Raw genomic sequence first — 18,582 nt, forward strand, 5'->3', positions numbered from 1 at the left:
GCAATATATTGCCTTACATTAGACCCAGAAGCCGGGCTGCATTGTTCTTGATGATATCAGGACGCAGCTCATCCCTGATCCCAATCTCCTCAAAATCACTCAACCAGCGCTCAGGGCTGATCATCGGCCAGTCCGATCCAAAGAGCACCTTCTTGCGTAGGATCGAGTTGCAGTATCGGACGAGAATCTCGGGAAAGTATTTCGGGCTCCATCCGCTCAGGTCGATATAGACGTTGGGCTTGTGCTGGGCGACGGCCAATGCCTCCTCCTGCCAGGGAAACGACGGGTGCGCGAGGATGATCGTCATGTCCGGAAAATCGACTGCGACATCGTCCAAGTAGATCGGGTTGGAATATTTCAGACGCATCCCGTTGCCGCCACGCATACCCGATCCCACGCCAGTCTGGCCGGTATGAAAGAGGGCGATCCCGCCTTCCTCTGCGATCGCTTCATAAAGTGGATAGGCCATGGGATCGTTGGCATAAAAGCCCTGCATCGTGGGGTGAAACTTGAACCCCTTGATACCAAAGTCACGGATCAGGCGCCTTGCCTCCCGCACGCCCATCTTTCCTTTGTGCGGGTCGATGGAGGCAAAAGGGATCAGGATATCGGCATTCTGGGCGGCGATCTCGGCGACTTCCTCATTGGCATAACGCCGATACCCGGTCTCACGCTCGGCATCGACGGGAAAGATCACGGCGGCGATGTTGCGCGCACGGTAATGCGCCGCTGTTTCCAGCACGGTGGGCGGATGCGTCCAGGGCGCGCGAAAGTATTGAGCCATGCTGGCCTGCAACGCATCATAGCCGTCATCGGAGTGACATCCGCATGGCTCCTCCGCATGTGCGTGGATGTCGATGGCGCGAATGGTGTCGAGGTCGATCATCCGCTCAGACCCGTATCACAGCCGGATCGTTGGAGTAGAGCCGGTCGAGCAGAGCCGCGCGGCGGGTCAGCAGTTTGCGGAAATTGAGATTGCCCTTGGCCGTGATCTCTCCCTCCGCGAGGGAGGGCGGCTCCGACAGGATCAAGGCCCGTCCGATCCGGTTCGACCCGCCCTTGGCCGCCGCAGCCATAGCACCCAGGCGCTGTGCGATGTCGGCCTCCAAACCCGGCCCACGCCACACCCCCCGATCTTCGGTCACCTCATGATCCGCGACCGTATCGGGTGTGGGCAGGATCAACACTCCGACCTCGTCATGCCCATCGCCCGTGATCACCACATCCTGGGCCAAAGGCGCAAGGGCAGGCAAAAGCGCCAGCCGCAAAGCCGCCGCGCGCACCCAGATGCCCGTCATCAGTTTGAAATCCTCAGAGATGCGGCCATCGAACTGCAAACCCTTGTTCGGGTCGTCCGGATCCAGCAGGACCATCGCGTCGCCGGTTAGAAAATACCCCTCCTCGTCAAACGCCTCCGCCGTCCGATCGGGCTCTTTGAAATAGCGTTCAAAAACGTTGGGGCCTTTGACCCGCACTTCCCAACGGGCGCCCTCATCCGGGACCAGTTTGACTGTACCGCCGGTCATCGGCACCCCGACGACACCGGACAACTCCGTCGGCTCATGCTGCACGAGATGCGCGGGCGCGGTTTCGGTCAGCCCCCAGGAGGAGTTCATCAGCGGCACGTCTCCGCGCACGTCCATCGCCATCTCATGCAGGTCGCTCCACACATCCTGCGGCAGCGACGCCCCGGCGTAAAACAGCATGTCGAGGTCCTTGAAATACATCTCACGCAAGGCGTTGTCGTCGCGCATCGCATCGCGCAGCATGGCAAAGCCCACCGGTACGTTGAATGCCATTGTGCCGTTCATCAGGCGGTTGTTCTCGATCGTCGCCTCAACCAATCCTTTGATCGGCTTGCCATTGTCGATATAGAGGCTGCCGCCCTGCGCCAGCATCATGTTGAAGTTATGCGAGCCGCCAAAGACATGGTTCCACGGCAGCCAATCCACTATCCGGGGCGGGCGATCCCGCAGAAACGGCAGCGCATCGGCGATCATCGCCTGATTGGCGCACATCATCCGATGCGTCGTCTCGACCCCTTTGGGGTCGGACGTGGAGCCGGACGTCATCAAGATCTTCACGACCGAGTCCGGTCCGACCTTGGCCTCCTCTACTGCCAGATCGACGGCAGGCGCGCCTTTCAGCAGATCGGCGAACGGGGTTGCCCCGTCTGGCACGTTGCGGCTGACGACAATCTGTAGCGAGGCGAGGCCCGGCGCGGTCAACGCGCGGGCGAATTTCTCTCCATCCTCGGCAAAGATCATAGCAGGGCGGGTCAATGCCGCGATATATTGCAGCTGTTTCTCGGCCCCCGGGATCAGCGAATACTGCTCGGCCACTGGGATGGTGGGAATGCCGACCAGATGTGCGGCCAAGCTGAGAACACCGTGATCGACCCCGTTGCCTGATACGATCAGAATGGGCGTCTCCGCCGCCAGGCCACGTGCCAACAAGGCGGCGGCCACATTCTCGACCTGCTCCAAAGCGTCGGCATAGGGCACGTCCCGCCATCCCGAGCCGCTGCGCTCGGCCAGAAACACCGTGTCGGGGCGCGCTTCGGCCCAGCGACGCAGCCAGACAGAGGATGTCTCGGCAATTTCCGACATCTCATACCCCGACCGCAGCAGCACCGTCCCATCGGCGCGGTCCTCGCGGATCACGTTATGCGGGCGATAGCGGGTCATGTCGGTCCTCCCAAACTCAGGTTTCGATCCGTGACAGCATGGCGATAAGGGCCTGACGTTCGTCTTCGCTCAGACCCTTGGTCATGCGAGCCTCATGGGCCTGAACGGCGCCCAATGCCTTTGTATAGAGCCGCATCCCCTTCAGTGTCGCCTGCAAGGCATAGGCCCGCCTGTCACCCGGGGCCGGGTTGCGTAGGATCAGATCGCGCCGCTCCAGCTCGTCCACGACAATCACCAGGTTCGGTCGTTCGATCGACAGCGCATCGGCCAGTTGCGATTGCCGCAGACCGGGATTGTCGACGATCACCGACAGCGCGGAAAAGGTCAACATCCGCAGATCCAATGGCGCCAGCGACGCATTCACGTCAGCCTGGATCGCGTTGAAGGCCCGTTTCATCACATAGCCGGAAAACCCGCGCAGCGTGGCGTCACTGATCGTGGGGGGTGGATCGGCGGGATTGTGTTTGCGCGCCATGGCTCAGCGAAATCCCGGTTTGCGCTTTTCGAGAAACGCAGCCAGCCCCTCGACCGCGTCGGGACTTGTCTGTGTCAGGGCCGCAGCAAGGCTTTCGGTAAAAAGACCGTCGGCCTTTGACATATCTTCGATCCGGGCCAGCGCCTGGATCATGATGTAATTCGACAGGGTTGCATTCTGCGCGATGCCATGGGCCAGCTCCATCGCCTTGGTCAACGCGCCGCCGCCCTCGACAGCATAGTGGCACAAACCCAGCGCAAGCCCCTGATCTGCGGTGTATGTGCGCCCCGTCAGCATCATTTCAGTCATCCTGTCGGCGCCCAGGATACGCCCCACACGCACCGTCGCACCGCCACCGACAAAGATGCCGCGCCGCCCCTCGGGCAACTGGAACACCGCCGAAGGCTCGGCGACGCGCACATGGGTGGCCGTCGCCAGTTCCAGGCCGCCGCCGATCACGGCACCTGTCATGGCCGAAATCACGGGCAGCCCGCCAAACTGGATCCTGTCCATCACCCCGTGCCAGTTGCGCGAATGGCGCATGGTGCCTTCTGCATCGCGCATCTTGTGCTCGCTCAGATCCAGGCCTGAGCAGTAGTGCCCGCCGGACCCTTGCAACACGACCGCGCGCACCCCGTCGGGCGGCGCGGCAAAGAACGTCTCAAGCGCGTCTAACATCCCCTCGGACATTGCGTTGCGCTTGTCAGGACGGTTCAGCGTCAGAACCGCAACATCCCCTTGCATGTCGATCAAAAGGACATCGGTTTCAGGCATCTTGGCGATAATCGAACACCTCTCTGGTTTAGGTGGCTTGAATAATAGTTATTAATAATAACTAATATGCCGCGCGAAGGGGCGCCCGTCAAGGCGCCCGTTCTTCGGGTTAGTTCGGAACCAGGAACAACGTGATTGCCGGGAACATCACCAGAATGACCACCCGGACCAGATCGGATCCGACAAAGAACAACACAGCCTTGTACGTCTCGATCATGCGGGTGGTGCGGTCCATCGCATTGATGATGAAAAGGTTCATACCCACCGGCGGCGTGATCAGCCCGACCTCGACCACGATCAGCACAAGAATACCGAACCAGATCGCCACCTCTTCCGCGCTCATCCCGAAATCGAGGACGCTGATCACCGGGAAAAAGATCGGGATGGTCAGCAAGATCATCGACAGGCTATCCATCAGACAGCCAAAGATCAGGTAAAAGACCAGGATCAGCGACAGCACCATCCAGGGCGAGAGACCCAGCTCCACCACCCAGTTCGACAGTTCCTGCGGGACCTGCGTCAGCGCCAGAAAGCCGTTATAGAACGCCGCCCCCAGCACGATGAAAAAGATCATCGCGGTCGAGCGCGCAGTGACCAGAAAGCTTTCGATCAGGGTCGACCGTGTCAGCCCACCATTCAAAAGCGCGATCAGCCCGGTGCCTGCCGCACCCACGGCGGCGCCTTCGGTGGGGGTGAACCACCCGGCATAGATACCGCCAACCACCAGGCCAAAAACCAGCAGAACCGGCCAGACGGCAACCAGATTGCGGAACCGTTCGCCCATCGGGATCGGTTCCCGCGTGCCTGCACTTTCGGGATAAAGCCGGACATAGATCGAGATCGCGATGACATAGCCCAGCGCGGCCAACAGGCCTGGGATAAACGCCGCAAGAAAGAGTTTGGCGATGTTCTGCTCGGTCAGGATCGCATAGATCACCAGCACGACCGAGGGCGGGATGAGAATACCCAAGGTACCGCCCGCCGCCAGCGTCGCGGTTGAAAACCCGCCCGCATAGCCATAACGGCGCAGTTCGGGCAGGGCCACGCGGCCCATCGTGGCCGCCGTAGCCAGCGACGAGCCGCAAATCGCACCGAACCCTGCGCACGCCCCAATGGAGGCCATGGCCACGCCACCCTTGCGGTGGCCCAGAAACCCCTCGGCGGCCTTAAACAGCGCCGTCGACATGCCACCCAGCGTCGCGAAATGCCCCATCAGCAGGAACATCGGTACAATAGACAGCGAATAGCTGGAAAACGTCGTGTAGGTCTCATTCTTGAGCCGCGAAAAGGCGACGTTGGTGCCGTCGGTGACGATTACCAGGCCCACCAGCCCGACCAGAAACATCGCCAATCCAATCGGAACCCGCAGAAAGATCAGCGCCATCAATGCCGGGAAAGAAACAATCCCGATCTCAAGTGTGCTCAATGGTCCGCTCCCGCACCTTCAGGGACCAGCGTACGGCCGGTAATGTATTCGATGACCCGGATGCAGGCCATATAAACGCCGACAAGCGCGGCAACGACAGCGCCAACCAGACTGGCCGCATAGGCCCACCAGATCGGAAACTGAATAAGAAAGGTCGTCTCGCCAAACCGCATCTTGGAACTCATACCCTCAAACAGCCGCCACGCGATCAGAATCAGAACGGCGGCAAAGACCACTTCTGTCAGCGTGCGCAAGGCACGGTCCAGCCATCGCGGGAACGTATTGGCAAAGATATCCACCGCCGCGTGCCCAGATGTGATCTGACACAGCGGAATAAAGGCGAAAATGGCAAAGGCCACACCGGCCTCGACCAGCTCGAAATCGCCGTTCACGGGCCCGACCCCGATGTCGATCATCCACTGCGAAAACCCGGGCGCGATCCGCTCCATGACATCGCTGTGAAAGATGCCGTTCAGGCTGCGTCCCAACACCGAGATGCAGGTGAGCAGGATCAGCGCGCTCAGCACGAACCCCCCGAGGATCGCCATCAATTTGGCCAACCCCAACATCAGTCTATACATGATCTCTCCCTGCCCAATCGGCGCCCCGGACATGATCGGGCCACGGCACGGACCTCGCGCCGTGGCCTAAGGTATCGCTTCGATCAGTTCGTGTATTCTGGCGTGTACTTGTCGATCAGCATCCGCGCCTCGTCGATCAGAGCCTGACCGTCGATGCCGCGCCCGTTCATATCCTCGACCCATTGGTCGTAGATCGGCTGGGACACCTCGCGCCATTGTGCGGTCTGATCCGCATCCAGCGTGATGATGGTGTTGCCGCGATCCACCGCAAGCTGGCGCGCCGGGCCGTCGCTGTCTTCCTGCGTACCACCGGCAAAGACCGAAAACTCAAGACCCGAATTGTCGTCGATGATCTGTTGCAGATCGGCAGGCAGGCTTTCGTACTTGTCCTTGTTCATCGCCAGAACAAAGGTCAGCACATAAAGCGCGTTGCCCGAGAACTCGGTATGATTGGATACCAGTTCCGGCACTTTCAGCGCCGCCGTCACCTCCCACGGGATAGTGGTGCCGTCGATCACCCCCTTGGACAGCCCCTCCGAGACGGCAGGCACCGGCATGCCAACCGGGGTTGCGCCCAAAAGCGTCAGCAATGAATTGATCGAGCGCGAGCCGCCGCGGATCTTCATGCCTTGCAGATCCTCGGGCGCGGTCACGGGATCCTTGGTGTGGATCAGGCCGGGACCATGGACCCAGGTGCCCAGGATATGCACGTCCTGAAACTCGGTATCCTTCATGTGCTTTTCGAACATTTCCCAATAGGCACGGCTGGCCGCGCGCGCGTTCGTCATCATGAACGGCAGCTCGAACACCTCCGTGCTGGGGAACCGACCGGGGGTGTAGCCGACGACGGTCCAGACGATATCCGCCACACCGTCAATAGCCTGGTCAATCAGCTCGGGCGGGCGCCCGCCCAGTTGCATCGACGGAAAGCGGTCGATCTTGATCCGGCCCTCGGATGCCTCTTCGATGTTGTCGGCCCAGACGTCCAGAACCAGCTTCGGTACGTTGGCTTGCGCAGGCAGGAACTGGTGCAATTTCAGCGTCACTTCCTGGGCATAGGCTTGGGTCGCCATATATCCGGTCGAGAGGGCTGCAATTGCAGCACCCCCTACCAGACCCAGAAGCGTTCTCCGTTTGGTCATTGGTATCCTCCCTTTTGACCTTGTTGGGGAGGCCCCGACCGGGCCGCCCGTATTAGTTTGACGCGTACGCCTCCATCAGGCTGCGCGCTTCATCGATCAGAGCCTGCCCGTCAATGCCTTGGGAGTCCATATCGGCCACCCATTTGTCATAGACAGGCTGGGCAATTTCAGCCCAGCGCGCAGTTTCTTCCGCGCTGATGGTGATAATGTTATTGCCCCGTTCTGCGGCAAGCTGGCGTGCGGGGCCATCTGCACTGGCCTGCGTTGTGCCCGCAAAGACCGAAAAATCGTGGCCCGAGTTTGCGTCAATGATTGCCTTGAGGTCATCGGGCAGGCTTTCGTAGCTATCTTTGTTCATCGCCAGAACGAAGGTGACGTTGTAAAGCGCGGGGCCCGCGAATTCGGTATGGTTGTCGACCAGTTCCGCGACCTTGAGCGCGGTTGTCACCTCCCATGGGATGGCGGCCCCGTCAATCACCCCTTTGGAGAGCGATTCCGGAATCGACGTAACTGGCATCCCGACCGACGTCGCGCCAAGCTCATCCAAAAGCTGCGTCACCATGCGCGAGGCGCCGCGCACCTTGAGGCCGGACATATCTGCAGGTGTGGCAACGGGCCGGTTGGTGTGCAGCATACCGGGGCCATGGACCCAGGTGCCCAGGATCTTGAGGTCCTGGAAATCGGTATCGGCCATGTGGGTTTCAAACATCTGCCAATACGCGGATGAGGCCGAGGCCGCATCGGTGGTAAAGAACGGCAGCTCGAACACCTCCGTCCGCGGGAACCGGCCAGGTGTAAACCCGTTCACACCCCAGACGATATCCGCCACACCGTCTATGGCCTGATCGATCAGTTGCGGCGGCGTGCCGCCCAGTTGCATCGACGGAAACCGCTGAATTTCGATCCGGCCGTCAGAGGCCTCTTCGATCCGGTCTGCCCAGACATCCAGCACCAGTTTCGGCACATTGGCTTGCGCCGGCAGGAACTGGTGAAGCTTGAGCGTTACCTCCTGCGCGACAGCCCCGGTGGCCATCACGCCAGCCAGCGCAACGCCGCCCAAAAGCCCGATAAGAGTTCTGCGTGTGGTCATGTCATTTCCTCCCCTGACATGTGACCGCGGCGCGCATCAATGCCGCCGCTAGAATAAGTACGGTCGCTTCAACCGATCAAGGTTTAGTTATTCCATATAACGGAAAGCCGCATTAAGATTAACCAAACTGATAAGCATCACGCCCTCAATCCGCACTATTTTGCCATTTATGGCATATAATGCACCTCCGGTCATGACCTGTCAGCCAACCTGCCGGGTCTCGGCCGAAATGGCCCCCTCCAACCCGGTCGATCCATAGAGCCATGCGATCTGATCGTACCAGTCCTGCGGTCCGCGCGCGCTCATCACCGCATTGCGCAGTGCGGCATGCGCGCCTGCGGGATGATAGACATGCTCACCGATCTGGCGCGACTGCAGTTGCACGCGCGCGGTCCGCAGGTGTCTGCGATTCTGATATGCCAGCAGGGCCTGCGGGACATCGTCGGTCTGGCTCATCTCATGGGACAGACACACAGCGTCCTCCATCGCCATGCACGCGCCCTGGGCAAAGTATTGCAGCATCGGATGCGCTGCATCGCCCAGCAAGGCGATCCGTCCATCCACCCAGGTCATCACCGGGTCGCGGTCGCACAGCACCCACAGCTTCCAGTCGGAACCCTTGTCGATGATTTGCCGCGCCGTGGGGTGAACGTGGTCAAACCCCTTGCGCACCTCGTCATGAGAGACGGGCACCCCGGCCACCGGTTCGGGCGCATCGTTGTGATAGGTCACGACCAGATTGAAATACTTCCAGCCCGAAAGCGGGTAGTGCACGATATGGCATTTTGGCCCGGCCCAGAGCGTGGCGGCGTTCCACCTCAGATCCTCGGGCATCTGATCGGTCGGAATGACCGAGCGGTATGTGGTATGCCCCGACACGCGCGGCGGGCCATCGGCAACCACCTGTTTGCGGATGGTGGACCAAAGCCCGTCCGCACCGATCAGGGCGCGCCCCGTGATCTGCTCCCCTCCCGCGAGGGTCGCAGTGACCCTTTCGCCGTTCTGGACATAACCCGCTATGGCGGCACTGGTGCGCAACCTCACCAGATCATGTGCCATGCAGGCCTTGAGGAATACCCCGTGCAGATCCCCACGATGAACCACCGCATACGGATTGCCGAATCGCGTGCGAAACGCCTCGTCCAACGGAATACGGGTGATTTCTTTTCCCGTTAGGGCATCCATCAGCCGCAGGTTGTCGATGTAGACCGCCATCCGCCGCGCGGCGTCGCCCACGCCCAGATAGTCGAATGCGTGAAAGGCGTTGGGGCCCAGCTGGATCCCGGCGCCGATCTCCCCCAGTTCAGATGCCTTTTCCAGAACGGTGGAGGCGATGCCCTTCTGCGCCAGCCCAATCGCGGTTGCCAGCCCACCAATACCGCCACCTGCGATGAGGATACGCTCCGACATGCGTTATTCCGGGTCCGTCAGCGTGAGTGAAATCGGATGGAGCCCGTCAATCCCGCCGGTGATCACGTCACCCGCCGCAACCGGCCCGACCCCGGCAGGGGTGCCTGTCATGATCACATCGCCAGGGCGCAGATGATAGAATTTCGACAGGTCCGAGACGACCTCGTCCACCTTCCAGATCAACTCCTCAAGGGTGGCGTCCTGGCGGCTTTCGCCATTGACCTCCAACCAAATGCGTTGATTGGCGACCGCGCCGAACTCTTCCGCAGGGGTAAGCGGCCCAAAAACCGCGCTGTTCTCGACATCCTTGCCCAGATCCCAGGGGCGCTGCTTGTTGCGCGAGGCAATCTGAAGGTCACGCCGCGTCATGTCCAGACCGCAGCCATAGGCATGGATCGCGGCCATCCCCTCCTCCGGGCTGGCGCGGAAAACGGGTTTGCCGATGGCGATGACCAGCTCCATCTCATGATGAAAATTCTCTGTGCCTGGCGGATAGGGCGTGCTGCCCGCGGTCAGCATCGCATTGGCGGGCGATTTGGTGAAATAGAACGGCGCTTCGCGGTCCACCTCGAACCCCATCTCGGCCGCATGCGCGGCATAGTTCCGGCCCACACAAAAGATACGACCAATCGGATAGGCCTTGTCAGACCCTTTGACCGGTATTGCGGGGATGGGGGGAAGATCGAACAGCAGTTCGCTCATTTGGCGCGTTCCTCGTAATAGCCCAGCTTGTCTTGCAACGGGCGGTCATGGATCCGAACAAGGAAGCTTTCCTCCTCGGCCCGGTGGGTGATGTCGGCAAAGACCGGCGCGGTAAACGTGTCCTTTGGCGCCCACGCGATCTCTTGCCCGTTGACAAGGGACGTTCCGCGCCCCTTGACCACGTGAAACGCGGCCGAGGCGGAGCGCAGCGGCGGCGCCTCGGACTGGCCTGCGGCCAGCATCATCGCGGTGAACCCCATGGTGGGCAGCACGTCCTGTCCAGTTTCGGGGTTGATATAGTCCAGCTCGGCCACCTCGCCCTCACCATATTTGGCCATCTGGCGCAGCGCGGCTTCGGTCTGCGTCCAAGGATAGCGCATCATCGGATAGCGCCGTACCTGTGAGGTCAGTTTGCGCGACGGCGCGAGCCCGGCGGCGCGATACTCCACCTCGCTGGCATCGGGGCGGTTGCGCTGGGCCTGCAACTCTCCCTCAATTGCGTAAGACCCTTCAAGATAGACAAAGAGCGGCAGATCCAGCGCGTCGAGCCAGATCACCGGGGTGTCCCCATCATGGCCATGATCATGCCAGTCGCCACCGGGGGTCAGAACCAGATCGCCATCCTGCATCGGCAGCTTTTCCCCATCGACAACCGTATAGCCGCCCGTCCCTTCCACAATGATCCGCGCAGCGGACGGGGTGTGTTTGTGGGCGGGCGCGCTTTCGCCCGGTAAGAGGAGCTGAAGACCCAGATAGATCGACGAGGTTGCCTGCATCGCACCCGTCCCGCGGCCCGGATCCGAAAGCACCAGCACGCGCCGCTCGGCTTTTTCGACAGGGGTCAATTCGCCTGCACGCATCAACAAGGGGCGCACCGCTTGAAACGACCAGTGGCCGGATCGAGTAACCGGGTTTGGCGCGTCATGAGGCAAGACATTGCGCATCATCGGCCAGAGCGGTGCAACCCCCGCCTCGGTCATGGCGGCTCGATAATCCTGCGGCAGCTCTTCAATGGTTCCCAGCTGGTCCGACATCGGATTCCTCCCTCTCCTCTGTCCACATCATTTGCTATGTGTACTTACTATATCCGAGCAGGTCAATCGCGGTCATTTCCAGCACGTCAGCGTGACAGAGCTGACGAAAATGACGCAGGGTGCGGCAAGGGCGTTGAAAGAGACGCAATAGCTGATACTTATAGTCAGGAATAAGCTCCGATGAGTCGCCGGACCAAAAGGAGCGATAAAACGCAGGACCCCATGCAGCTAAGACGCATTGAGCCCCGGACCGAGACACGCAACCCGCAGAGTAATCTGCCGGTCGCTTTGACCATGGCGGAGCGGGACCTTCTGAACCATCTGCGGATGACCGCCCTGCGGTGCCGGTCTGCGGCGCGGGCCGATTTGTTCGAGGCCTGCGCCCTTCTGAGCACCGATCGCAACCGCGCCAGGAACGCGCATGCCGACGCGTTGATGCGCTGCATCGGTTCCGCCTTGAACACACGTCCGATCTTCTTTCGACCCGGTGAGGCCGAGATTTCCTTTGACGAACGCTGGCTGGTGTCGCTTGCGCGCGCCCACGCCACCAAAGACGAGGCCAGTTTCACGTTTTTGATGGCGTCGCGTGTCGACAAATGGGCGATCCGAAATCTGGGATTTCTGATCCGGCGAATAACTGACACATTTAGTCTGGATTAGAATAGTTCTAATTTTCTCTTGGCAATGCCGTTCAATGGTTTAAGTAGGGGTGCAGGTCAGCCAGCCACCTGCCAGCCAGCCTAATCATAGACAATTTAGAGGAACTTGGGATGACACAGACCGCTGTGGCTCTCGCGGCTGATGCAAAAGCACAGATCGTTGACGCCCTGAACCAATCTGTCGCGGAAACCGCCGTGACCACCATGATGGCACAGAATTTTCACTGGAACGTCACCGGCATGGCCTTTGGACCTCTGCACGAGCTGTTTCAACAGATATACGAAGATCACTTTACCGCCCAGGACGATCTGGCCGAGCGAGTCAAGGCGCTGGACGCGCATGCGGACGGCACGCTTGCGGGCATGCTGAAACGCTCTAAGGTGACCGAGCACGAAGGCCACGCCACCGCCGAAGAGATGATCGCCGCGCTGCAAGCCGCGCAGGAAACGCTCGCCTCCACGCTGGCGGGCTGTGGCGAGATCGCCGCCGAGCATGGCGATACCCTGACCGAGGATCTGTGCATCGCGCGCGGTCAGACCCATGAGAAATTCGCCTGGTTCCTGCGCTCTCACCTGCGCTGAAACCCGGGATGACAGTGATCTTGCAGGCCTGAGGCCGCAGCGACCCCGCCGGGAAACCGGGCGGGGTTTTTGTTGGCCCGACCGCATATTCGCGCGCATGCCACGGCGGACACATCAAAGCTCCACCGTTTTTCAAAAGCGGTTGAGCGACGTTCAAAAAGCTTGGCACCCCGGCAGGGATTTGTACAATCCAACGCGCCATGATGTCTTTCCAGACCACCATTGATGGAGGTATTTTGCGATGTCAGTTTCTCATCCCCGCGCGGGCGTCCTGGGCACTTGGGATCGCTTTGTCGGACCTGGCATGACACGGGGCGAGACGTTGCTGCTTGTCGGCACCACAGTGACGAGCGGTGTGTTGGTGGCCGCTCACCTTGGGTCGTTGGGGATGACCTGGCCCTTGATCCTTCTCGGCGCGGTGATCGCTGCGGATGTGATCGGCGGGGCGGTTTGCAACATGACCCACACAACCAAACGCTGGTATCACCGTCCGGGCCAGACCGCGCGCGATCATCTTGGGTTCATCGGCCTGCATATCGTTCACGTCATCGTCGTGGCCTGGGCGTTTCGCGGGCCGGGGTTCGATGTGGTCTATACGCTGGTCATTGGCGGCTGGCTTCTTCTATCCGCCGTTATCGTGCTGCGCGCCCCCACCCTTCTGCGCAGCCCACTTGCGGCCCTGGCCTATGCAGCCGCCGTTGGCCTGTCACTCTATGCGGTCGGACCGACACCAGGTCTGGAGTGGTTTGTGCCGCTCTTGTTTGTCAAACTGCTGATCGGACATGCCGTGCCGCTCTTGGATCACGGGCGACCCTGAGACAGAAGCGGCTCGGCCCCGTCGGCTGACGCTATGCCGCCGCCTTTAGAGCCTTTGGCGGTTTGATCTTCTTTTTCTTGCATTTTTTGGCATAGGCCACTTGCCAGTGGCTGTATTTGCCCAGCGCGCTTTGCTGCGACATCAGCATATCGATGAAGGCCTCACGGTGTTCGTCTCGCTTGAGCGACTTGAACAGTTTCTTCTGCGCTTTGGTCATCGAACATCCGATGCAATGGCCAGCACGCTTGAATTTACAGACATCGATGCAGGGGCTTGGAGTTTTGGACATGTCACTCGTGGCTGCTGTTAGAGGTAAAGGGTGAACGGGTTACTTGGTCAGGATCAGTTTACCCGCGCGGGTAATGCGCAAAAGATAGGGCGTTCCATCCAGGATCAGCCGCGCCTGCAAACCGCCGTCAACCAGTTGCCGCGCATCGTAGGTGGGCAACCTGTCGATTTCGGTTTCATCGGGCTCGATTCGGGCAGCGCGCTTCATGAACGGATCCGCATCTTGGTCGTCTGGTTCAGGGCGCGGTCGGTGCAACGGGATGACAGGCCCCAAGCGCAGAAGCGGGAGACCGTCACACCGACCCGACAGCGGCACATCGCGGGGGGTTTATCTGTCCCGGTGGAGGGCGTTCTGTCCGAATGCTGTGTCACGTGACCTTCCTCTGTCAGTCCAGCGTTGGGCCCCCAGGGTTGCTGGGATGGCTTTGAGCAGGGATGTACCCGGCCCGTGATTGATCCGCACTCGGATCAGGGCCCGGGACCGCTCCGATGATTAGTTTACTATTTCTATTGGGTACTAGGATCGACAGCAATTGCAAGCCATTCTTGACTGTTTTGATCGGCTATAGTGACGCAAGGCATGATTGCTGGATGAAGCAGCAGATTTGCGAAGGTCCGCAACCGTTCACTTGATGACGTCGCCGCACAAAAAAGACCCGCGCAGGCAGCGACGCAGACCTGATGCCATGCACCACTCGGTCAGTCGTACCGATCCGCCGTGCCATCGCACCGCCTGGAACGCGCGCCCTCTGATCCAGAGAGATCATCTGCACCCTCGTGCGGCGAACCGCAGGAAAGCCTAAGGAGCCAAGGCCTTTGACCGGGTCAGAGCCGCTAGAACCAGTCCTCGGCCATGTCGAAAGCACTCTGATCGTTGGCCATCAGCGTACGCACCCAGCTTTCTGTCCGCACCAGCTCACGCGCATAGAAATAGCGCGCCGCCTGATGTTTTCCGCGCAGGAACGCGCTGTCGCCATCACGGGCGGCGACACGCTCCGCCGTCTGAGTGATGCGCAGCCACATCCACGCCATGACCGTGTGACCGATGCAATCGAGATAGAGCGTGGCATTGGCCAAGCCGCGATCAGGCGCCTTCACTACCTCTCCGGCCAGATGCAGCGTCACGGCCTCGATGCGTTGGACAGCATCCGAGAGAGGGGCCGCAAATTCCGATCCTCGCGCCGCGCCAATATCGGCGCGCATCGCCGACATAAGTGCTTTGAACGCGGCACCATTGCCCATCATCACCTTGCGTCCCAGGATATCCATACCCTGAATACCGTGGGTCCCTTCGTGGATATGGTTCAGGCGGTTGTCGCGGTAGTATCGTTCCACCGGATAATCGCGCGTATACCCGGCTCCGCCCAGCACCTGAATGGCGTGCTTGTTGGCCTCCAGGCAGAATTCGGAAGGCCAGGACTTGGTCACAGGTGTCAGCATCTCCAGCAGCGGACCCGCCTGCGCATCGCCCGCCCGGTCGCGATCCACCAGACCGGTGCAATAGATCGACAACGCAAGCGCCGCTTCAACGGCCGCCTTTTGCGCAAGAAGAAGGCGCCGCACATCGGCATGTTGGATAATCGGCAGTTGCGGGCTGACCGGGTCCTTGGCGGTGGGTGCGCGGCCCTGGGGCCTTTCGCGCGCATAATCGAGCGCGGCCTGATACCCCGCCTGACCAAGGGCAGTCGCCCCCATGCCGACACCGATCCGCGCCTCGTTCATCATCTGGAACATATAGTTGAGACCCTTGTGCGGCTCCCCCAGCAACTCGCCCACGCACGCGCCCGCATCCCCGAAATTCAGCGCGCAGTTGGTGGTCGCCCGATAGCCCATCTTGTGGTTGAGCCCCGCCAGCGTGACATCGTTGCGCGTCCCGTCCGGGCGTAGCTTGGGCACGATGAACAGCGAGATGCCCTTCACCCCAGCAGGCCCGCCCGGGATCTTGGCCAGCACCATATGCACGATGTTCTCGGTAATCTCCTGCTCGCCACCCGAAATCCACATCTTGCGACCAGAGATTGCATAGCGCCCATCCTCCAGCGGCTCGGCCCGGGTGGTGATATCCGACAGAGACGATCCGGCCTGCGGCTCACTCAGGCACATGGTGCCGAAAAAGCGCCCCTCGGCCATCGGCTCCAGATACCGCTTTTTCTGATCTTCGGTGCCAAAGGACTGGATCAGCCGCCCCGCGCCCACGGTCAGCAGCCCATAGGCGGCAAGCGAGATGTTGGAGGCCGAAAAGACAAACGCGGCGGCCTGGTGCACCGTTTCGGGCAGGCCCATCCCGCCGCTTTCGGGCGCATAGCCCGACCCGATGAACCCTGCCTCCGCATGGGCGCGAATGGCGGTCACCGCCTCGTCCGGGATCATCGCGCGCCCGTCGCTAAAGTCCGGCTCTTGCTCGTCCAGCAGCCGACCGTGCGGCAGAAAATGATCCGTGGCGATTTGATCGGCGGTCTCAAGGATGCCCATCACAGCCTCTCGATCCAGGTCTGTCCCGTTGATAAGATCTTCCAGCCCCGCAACCTCAAAGAGTTGAAACAGCAGATCATCCCGGTCATAGGCGCGCATCGGTCATTCTCCCCTTTTGGGGCACCATACGCGAGGCGGCACGGCTCTGCCCACTCTGACCCTGCGGCAGTTGTTTTCAGAGGCCAAAGCCCGTATCTGACCCCCCAACAACAGCAAGGATACCCGCGTGGCCAACCATCTTTATCAAAACGACCTGCCCGACGGGCTGGATCTGGGCCCGGTTGTGGCGATCGATTGCGAGACGATGGGCCTGAACCCGCATCGCGACAGGCTCTGCGTGGTCCAGATGTCGGGGGGCGACGGCGATGCCCATATCGTGCAGATGGCGATGGGACAGACATCGGCGCCCAATCTCTGCGCGATGCTGGAAAACGCGGACGTGCTCAAGATCTTTCACTTTGGCCGGTTCGATATCGCCGCTCTCTATCATGCGTTCGGTGCGCTGACGGCTCCGGTTTACTGCACCAAGATCGCGAGCCGCCTGATCCGCACCTATACCGACAGGCATGGGCTCAAGAATCTCTTGCAGGAGATGCTGGGCATCGACATTTCGAAACACCAGCAGATGAGCGATTGGGGCGCCGAAACGCTGACCGAGGCGCAGCTCGATTATGCCGCCTCCGACGTTCTCTATCTGCATCAGTTGATGGCCGAGCTGAACACCCGGCTGGAGCGGGAAGGGAGGACCGATCTGGCGCGGGCCTGTTTCGACTTCCTGCCGACCCGCGCGCGTCTCGATCTGGCCGGCTGGCCCGAGATCGACATTTTCGCCCATTCATGAGCGGTTATCAGGATACCGCCCGCCGGGTCATCCAGACCGAGGCCGAGGCGCTGGGCGCGCTGGGTGCCGCGCTGGACGACCGGTTCGATCAGGCCGTGACACGACTCCTGGAGACCAAGGGCCGCGTAATCGTCACCGGCATCGGAAAATCAGGCCATATCGCACGTAAGATCGCAGCCACGCTCGCCAGTACCGGCACGCCCGCGCAGTTCGTGCATCCGGCCGAGGCGAGCCATGGCGATCTGGGCATGATCACCGAGGCCGATACCGTACTGGCGATTTCCAACTCGGGCGAGGCACCGGAGCTGGCGAACCTGCTGATCTATGCGCGCCGCTTTGCCATCCCGTTGATCGGGATGACCAGCCGCATGGAAAGCACGCTGGCCGGCCAATCCGACATCGTGCTGCCCCTGCCCATTGCGGACGAAGCCTGCGGCACGGGCGTGGTGCCCACCTCATCGACCACCATGACGCTGGCTCTGGGCGACGCGCTGGCCGTCGCGTTGATGGAGCATCGTCGCTTTACCGCCGCGCATTTCCGCGAGTTCCATCCAGGCGGCAAACTGGGCGCACAGCTGTCGCTAGTGCGGGATCTGATGCACGGGGCCGATGAACTCCCGCTTGCCCCGCTTGGCACACCGATGAGCGACGCATTGCTGATCATGAGCGCGCAGGGCTTTGGCGTCGTCGGGGTGACCGCCTCTGACGGAGGGCTGGCGGGCATCATCACTGACGGCGATCTGCGGCGCAATATGGCGGGCCTTCTCGATCATACCGTGGACCAGGTGATGACCAACGCGCCGCGTACCATTGCGCCTGACGCCATGGCCCAGGAGGCGCTGGCGATCATGACCCTGCCCACGCCGCGCATCACCTGTCTGTTCGTTGTCGATCCCGCAACCGAAAGCCCCGTGGGCCTGATCCATGTCCATGACTGCCTGCGCGCGGGTCTGGGTTAGGGGTATTCGGTGGATCGCAATACGCGCCTTGTGACCTTCCTCAAAGTGGTCTTGCCGCTGGCGGCGCTGGGCATCCTCTCGACGCTCTTTTTGCTGTCACGCAGCGTCGATCCGACTGCGACCTTGCCGTTTGGAGAGGCCGAAATCTCGGACCGTCTGCGCGAGGAGCGCATCACCGCACCCTATTTTTCAGGCACAACGACGGGCGGGGACCAGATCATCTTTACGGCCACTTCCGCGCGACCCGCATCCGGCGGGCGCCTGGCCGCGGCAGAGGAGCTGTCTGCTCAGATCACCCTGGCGAGCGGCGGACGCGTGACCCTCAAGGCGCTCAGCGGAACCTTTGACCCCGAGGGCGACCTGGCCCGATTCGACGGTGACGTCCGAATCGACACGACAACCGGATACCGTCTGACCACCGATGTCTTGCGATCCGCGATCACCGAATTAGCGATACAAACAGACGGGCCGGTGATCGGCAACGGTCCGCTTGGCCAATTGGAAGCGGGGCAACTCGTGCTTACGTCGGATGTCGAAACAGATGCCGCCCATTTGGTTTTCAAAAATGGCGTTAAGCTGATATACGACCCGAAAAAACGGGAACGATAAGGTGTGATTGTGCTGCGAGTTCTGGCCATTTCTT

The 18,582-nt window shown here is 61.0% G+C and carries 20 protein-coding genes; 6 read left to right on the forward strand and 14 right to left on the reverse strand.

All coding sequences use genetic code 11. From position 1 onward, the window contains the following. Window positions 1-13: 13 nt before the first annotated feature. From HEP69_RS00150 to HEP69_RS00200, 11 genes are all read right to left on the reverse strand, one after another. Window positions 14-886: an amidohydrolase family protein gene (locus tag HEP69_RS00150; protein ID WP_290556484.1), complete on the reverse strand. Its 873-nt coding sequence runs from the start codon at window positions 884-886 to the stop codon at window positions 14-16. A gap of 4 nt (window positions 887-890) precedes the next feature. After that, window positions 891-2,687: an AMP-binding protein gene (locus tag HEP69_RS00155; RefSeq protein WP_290556485.1), complete on the reverse strand. Its 1,797-nt coding sequence runs from the start codon at window positions 2,685-2,687 to the stop codon at window positions 891-893. Between the two features lie 16 nt (window positions 2,688-2,703). Then, window positions 2,704-3,162, reverse strand: a complete 459-nt coding sequence (locus HEP69_RS00160) for a MarR family transcriptional regulator (RefSeq protein WP_290556486.1) — start codon at window positions 3,160-3,162, stop codon at window positions 2,704-2,706. A 3-nt stretch (window positions 3,163-3,165) separates the two neighbouring features. Beyond that, complete coding sequence (locus HEP69_RS00165; protein WP_290556487.1) at window positions 3,166-3,936, reverse strand: crotonase/enoyl-CoA hydratase family protein; 771 nt, start codon at window positions 3,934-3,936, stop codon at window positions 3,166-3,168. A gap of 109 nt (window positions 3,937-4,045) precedes the next feature. Further along, window positions 4,046-5,362, reverse strand: coding sequence for a TRAP transporter large permease (locus HEP69_RS00170; protein WP_290556488.1), 1,317 nt, complete (start codon window positions 5,360-5,362; stop codon window positions 4,046-4,048). After that, window positions 5,359-5,943, reverse strand: coding sequence for a TRAP transporter small permease (locus HEP69_RS00175; RefSeq protein ID WP_290556489.1), 585 nt, complete (start codon window positions 5,941-5,943; stop codon window positions 5,359-5,361). The genes HEP69_RS00170 and HEP69_RS00175 overlap by 4 nt, the downstream gene beginning before the upstream one ends. 83 nt (window positions 5,944-6,026) lie before the next feature. Beyond that, entirely contained in the window at window positions 6,027-7,085 is a 1,059-nt protein-coding gene (locus HEP69_RS00180) for a TRAP transporter substrate-binding protein (RefSeq protein WP_290556490.1), read from the reverse strand. A 52-nt stretch (window positions 7,086-7,137) separates the two neighbouring features. Continuing rightward, a complete protein-coding gene (locus HEP69_RS00185; protein ID WP_290556491.1) occupies window positions 7,138-8,175 on the reverse strand; it encodes a TRAP transporter substrate-binding protein in 1,038 nt (345 codons plus the stop codon). Window positions 8,176-8,376: 201 nt separating this feature from the next. Continuing rightward, on the reverse strand, window positions 8,377-9,585 hold the full coding sequence (locus HEP69_RS00190) for a 3-hydroxybenzoate 6-monooxygenase (protein ID WP_290556492.1): 1,209 nt from the start codon (window positions 9,583-9,585) through the stop codon (window positions 8,377-8,379). A 3-nt stretch (window positions 9,586-9,588) separates the two neighbouring features. Further along, window positions 9,589-10,287 (reverse strand): fumarylacetoacetate hydrolase family protein, encoded by a 699-nt coding sequence (locus tag HEP69_RS00195; RefSeq protein WP_290556493.1) that lies wholly within the window; start codon window positions 10,285-10,287, stop codon window positions 9,589-9,591. Beyond that, a complete protein-coding gene (locus HEP69_RS00200) occupies window positions 10,284-11,321 on the reverse strand; it encodes a cupin domain-containing protein (RefSeq protein ID WP_290556494.1) in 1,038 nt (345 codons plus the stop codon). Before HEP69_RS00200 ends, HEP69_RS00195 begins: the two co-directional genes overlap by 4 nt. A gap of 222 nt (window positions 11,322-11,543) precedes the next feature. Between HEP69_RS00200 and HEP69_RS00205 the strand changes: the two genes are divergently transcribed. From HEP69_RS00205 to HEP69_RS00215, 3 genes are all read left to right on the forward strand, one after another. Then, entirely contained in the window at window positions 11,544-11,981 is a 438-nt protein-coding gene (locus HEP69_RS00205; protein WP_290556495.1) for a hypothetical protein, read from the forward strand. 110 nt (window positions 11,982-12,091) lie between these two features. After that, complete coding sequence (locus HEP69_RS00210; RefSeq protein ID WP_290556496.1) at window positions 12,092-12,562, forward strand: DNA starvation/stationary phase protection protein; 471 nt, start codon at window positions 12,092-12,094, stop codon at window positions 12,560-12,562. 241 nt (window positions 12,563-12,803) lie between these two features. Next, window positions 12,804-13,379 carry a hypothetical protein gene (locus tag HEP69_RS00215; protein ID WP_290556497.1) on the forward strand — a complete coding sequence of 192 codons (576 nt, stop codon included), beginning with the start codon at window positions 12,804-12,806 and terminating at the stop codon, window positions 13,377-13,379. A 31-nt stretch (window positions 13,380-13,410) separates the two neighbouring features. Here HEP69_RS00215 and HEP69_RS00220 read toward each other — a convergent pair whose 3' ends face one another. The 3 genes from HEP69_RS00220 to HEP69_RS00230 form a co-directional block, all read right to left on the reverse strand. After that, the gene (locus tag HEP69_RS00220) at window positions 13,411-13,668 is read right to left on the reverse strand and encodes a DUF1289 domain-containing protein (protein WP_290556498.1); all 258 of its coding nucleotides are present in this window, start codon (window positions 13,666-13,668) and stop codon (window positions 13,411-13,413) included. 39 nt (window positions 13,669-13,707) lie between these two features. After that, window positions 13,708-13,875: a hemin uptake protein HemP gene (hemP, locus tag HEP69_RS00225; protein WP_290556499.1), complete on the reverse strand. Its 168-nt coding sequence runs from the start codon at window positions 13,873-13,875 to the stop codon at window positions 13,708-13,710. Between the two features lie 626 nt (window positions 13,876-14,501). After that, window positions 14,502-16,238, reverse strand: coding sequence for an acyl-CoA dehydrogenase (locus HEP69_RS00230; protein WP_290556500.1), 1,737 nt, complete (start codon window positions 16,236-16,238; stop codon window positions 14,502-14,504). Between the two features lie 127 nt (window positions 16,239-16,365). On the opposite strand from HEP69_RS00230, the gene HEP69_RS00235 reads away from it, so the two are divergent. From HEP69_RS00235 to HEP69_RS00245, 3 genes are read left to right on the forward strand one after another with little or no spacing between them, the layout of a single operon-like run. After that, the gene (locus tag HEP69_RS00235) at window positions 16,366-16,980 is read left to right on the forward strand and encodes a ribonuclease D (RefSeq protein ID WP_290556501.1); all 615 of its coding nucleotides are present in this window, start codon (window positions 16,366-16,368) and stop codon (window positions 16,978-16,980) included. Continuing rightward, window positions 16,977-17,939 (forward strand): KpsF/GutQ family sugar-phosphate isomerase, encoded by a 963-nt coding sequence (locus HEP69_RS00240; RefSeq protein WP_290556502.1) that lies wholly within the window; start codon window positions 16,977-16,979, stop codon window positions 17,937-17,939. Before HEP69_RS00235 ends, HEP69_RS00240 begins: the two co-directional genes overlap by 4 nt. A 9-nt stretch (window positions 17,940-17,948) precedes the next feature. Continuing rightward, window positions 17,949-18,548, forward strand: coding sequence for a hypothetical protein (locus HEP69_RS00245; protein ID WP_290556503.1), 600 nt, complete (start codon window positions 17,949-17,951; stop codon window positions 18,546-18,548). Window positions 18,549-18,582: the final 34 nt, after the last annotated feature.

Origin of the sequence: Aestuariivita sp., from assembly GCF_021404545.1 — a bacterium.
Classification (GTDB): Bacteria; Pseudomonadota; Alphaproteobacteria; order Rhodobacterales; family Rhodobacteraceae; genus Aestuariivita.

What these genes read in the sequence shown, in the direction of transcription:
- HEP69_RS00150 (WP_290556484.1), bottom strand. Translation starts at nt 886, where the DNA reads ATGATCGACCTCGACACCATTCGCGCCATCGACATCCACGCACATGCG.
- HEP69_RS00155 (WP_290556485.1), bottom strand. Translation starts at nt 2,687, where the DNA reads ATGACCCGCTATCGCCCGCATAACGTGATCCGCGAGGACCGCGCCGAT.
- HEP69_RS00160 (WP_290556486.1), bottom strand. Translation starts at nt 3,162, where the DNA reads ATGGCGCGCAAACACAATCCCGCCGATCCACCCCCCACGATCAGTGAC.
- HEP69_RS00165 (WP_290556487.1), bottom strand. Translation starts at nt 3,936, where the DNA reads ATGCCTGAAACCGATGTCCTTTTGATCGACATGCAAGGGGATGTTGCG.
- HEP69_RS00175 (WP_290556489.1), bottom strand. Translation starts at nt 5,943, where the DNA reads ATGTATAGACTGATGTTGGGGTTGGCCAAATTGATGGCGATCCTCGGG.
- HEP69_RS00180 (WP_290556490.1), bottom strand. Translation starts at nt 7,085, where the DNA reads ATGACCAAACGGAGAACGCTTCTGGGTCTGGTAGGGGGTGCTGCAATT.
- HEP69_RS00185 (WP_290556491.1), bottom strand. Translation starts at nt 8,175, where the DNA reads ATGACCACACGCAGAACTCTTATCGGGCTTTTGGGCGGCGTTGCGCTG.
- HEP69_RS00190 (WP_290556492.1), bottom strand. Translation starts at nt 9,585, where the DNA reads ATGTCGGAGCGTATCCTCATCGCAGGTGGCGGTATTGGTGGGCTGGCA.
- HEP69_RS00195 (WP_290556493.1), bottom strand. Translation starts at nt 10,287, where the DNA reads ATGAGCGAACTGCTGTTCGATCTTCCCCCCATCCCCGCAATACCGGTC.
- HEP69_RS00200 (WP_290556494.1), bottom strand. Translation starts at nt 11,321, where the DNA reads ATGTCGGACCAGCTGGGAACCATTGAAGAGCTGCCGCAGGATTATCGA.
- HEP69_RS00205 (WP_290556495.1), top strand. Translation starts at nt 11,544, where the DNA reads ATGCAGCTAAGACGCATTGAGCCCCGGACCGAGACACGCAACCCGCAG.
- HEP69_RS00210 (WP_290556496.1), top strand. Translation starts at nt 12,092, where the DNA reads ATGACACAGACCGCTGTGGCTCTCGCGGCTGATGCAAAAGCACAGATC.
- HEP69_RS00215 (WP_290556497.1), top strand. Translation starts at nt 12,804, where the DNA reads ATGTCAGTTTCTCATCCCCGCGCGGGCGTCCTGGGCACTTGGGATCGC.
- HEP69_RS00220 (WP_290556498.1), bottom strand. Translation starts at nt 13,668, where the DNA reads ATGTCCAAAACTCCAAGCCCCTGCATCGATGTCTGTAAATTCAAGCGT.
- hemP (WP_290556499.1), bottom strand. Translation starts at nt 13,875, where the DNA reads ATGAAGCGCGCTGCCCGAATCGAGCCCGATGAAACCGAAATCGACAGG.
- HEP69_RS00230 (WP_290556500.1), bottom strand. Translation starts at nt 16,238, where the DNA reads ATGCGCGCCTATGACCGGGATGATCTGCTGTTTCAACTCTTTGAGGTT.
- HEP69_RS00240 (WP_290556502.1), top strand. Translation starts at nt 16,977, where the DNA reads ATGAGCGGTTATCAGGATACCGCCCGCCGGGTCATCCAGACCGAGGCC.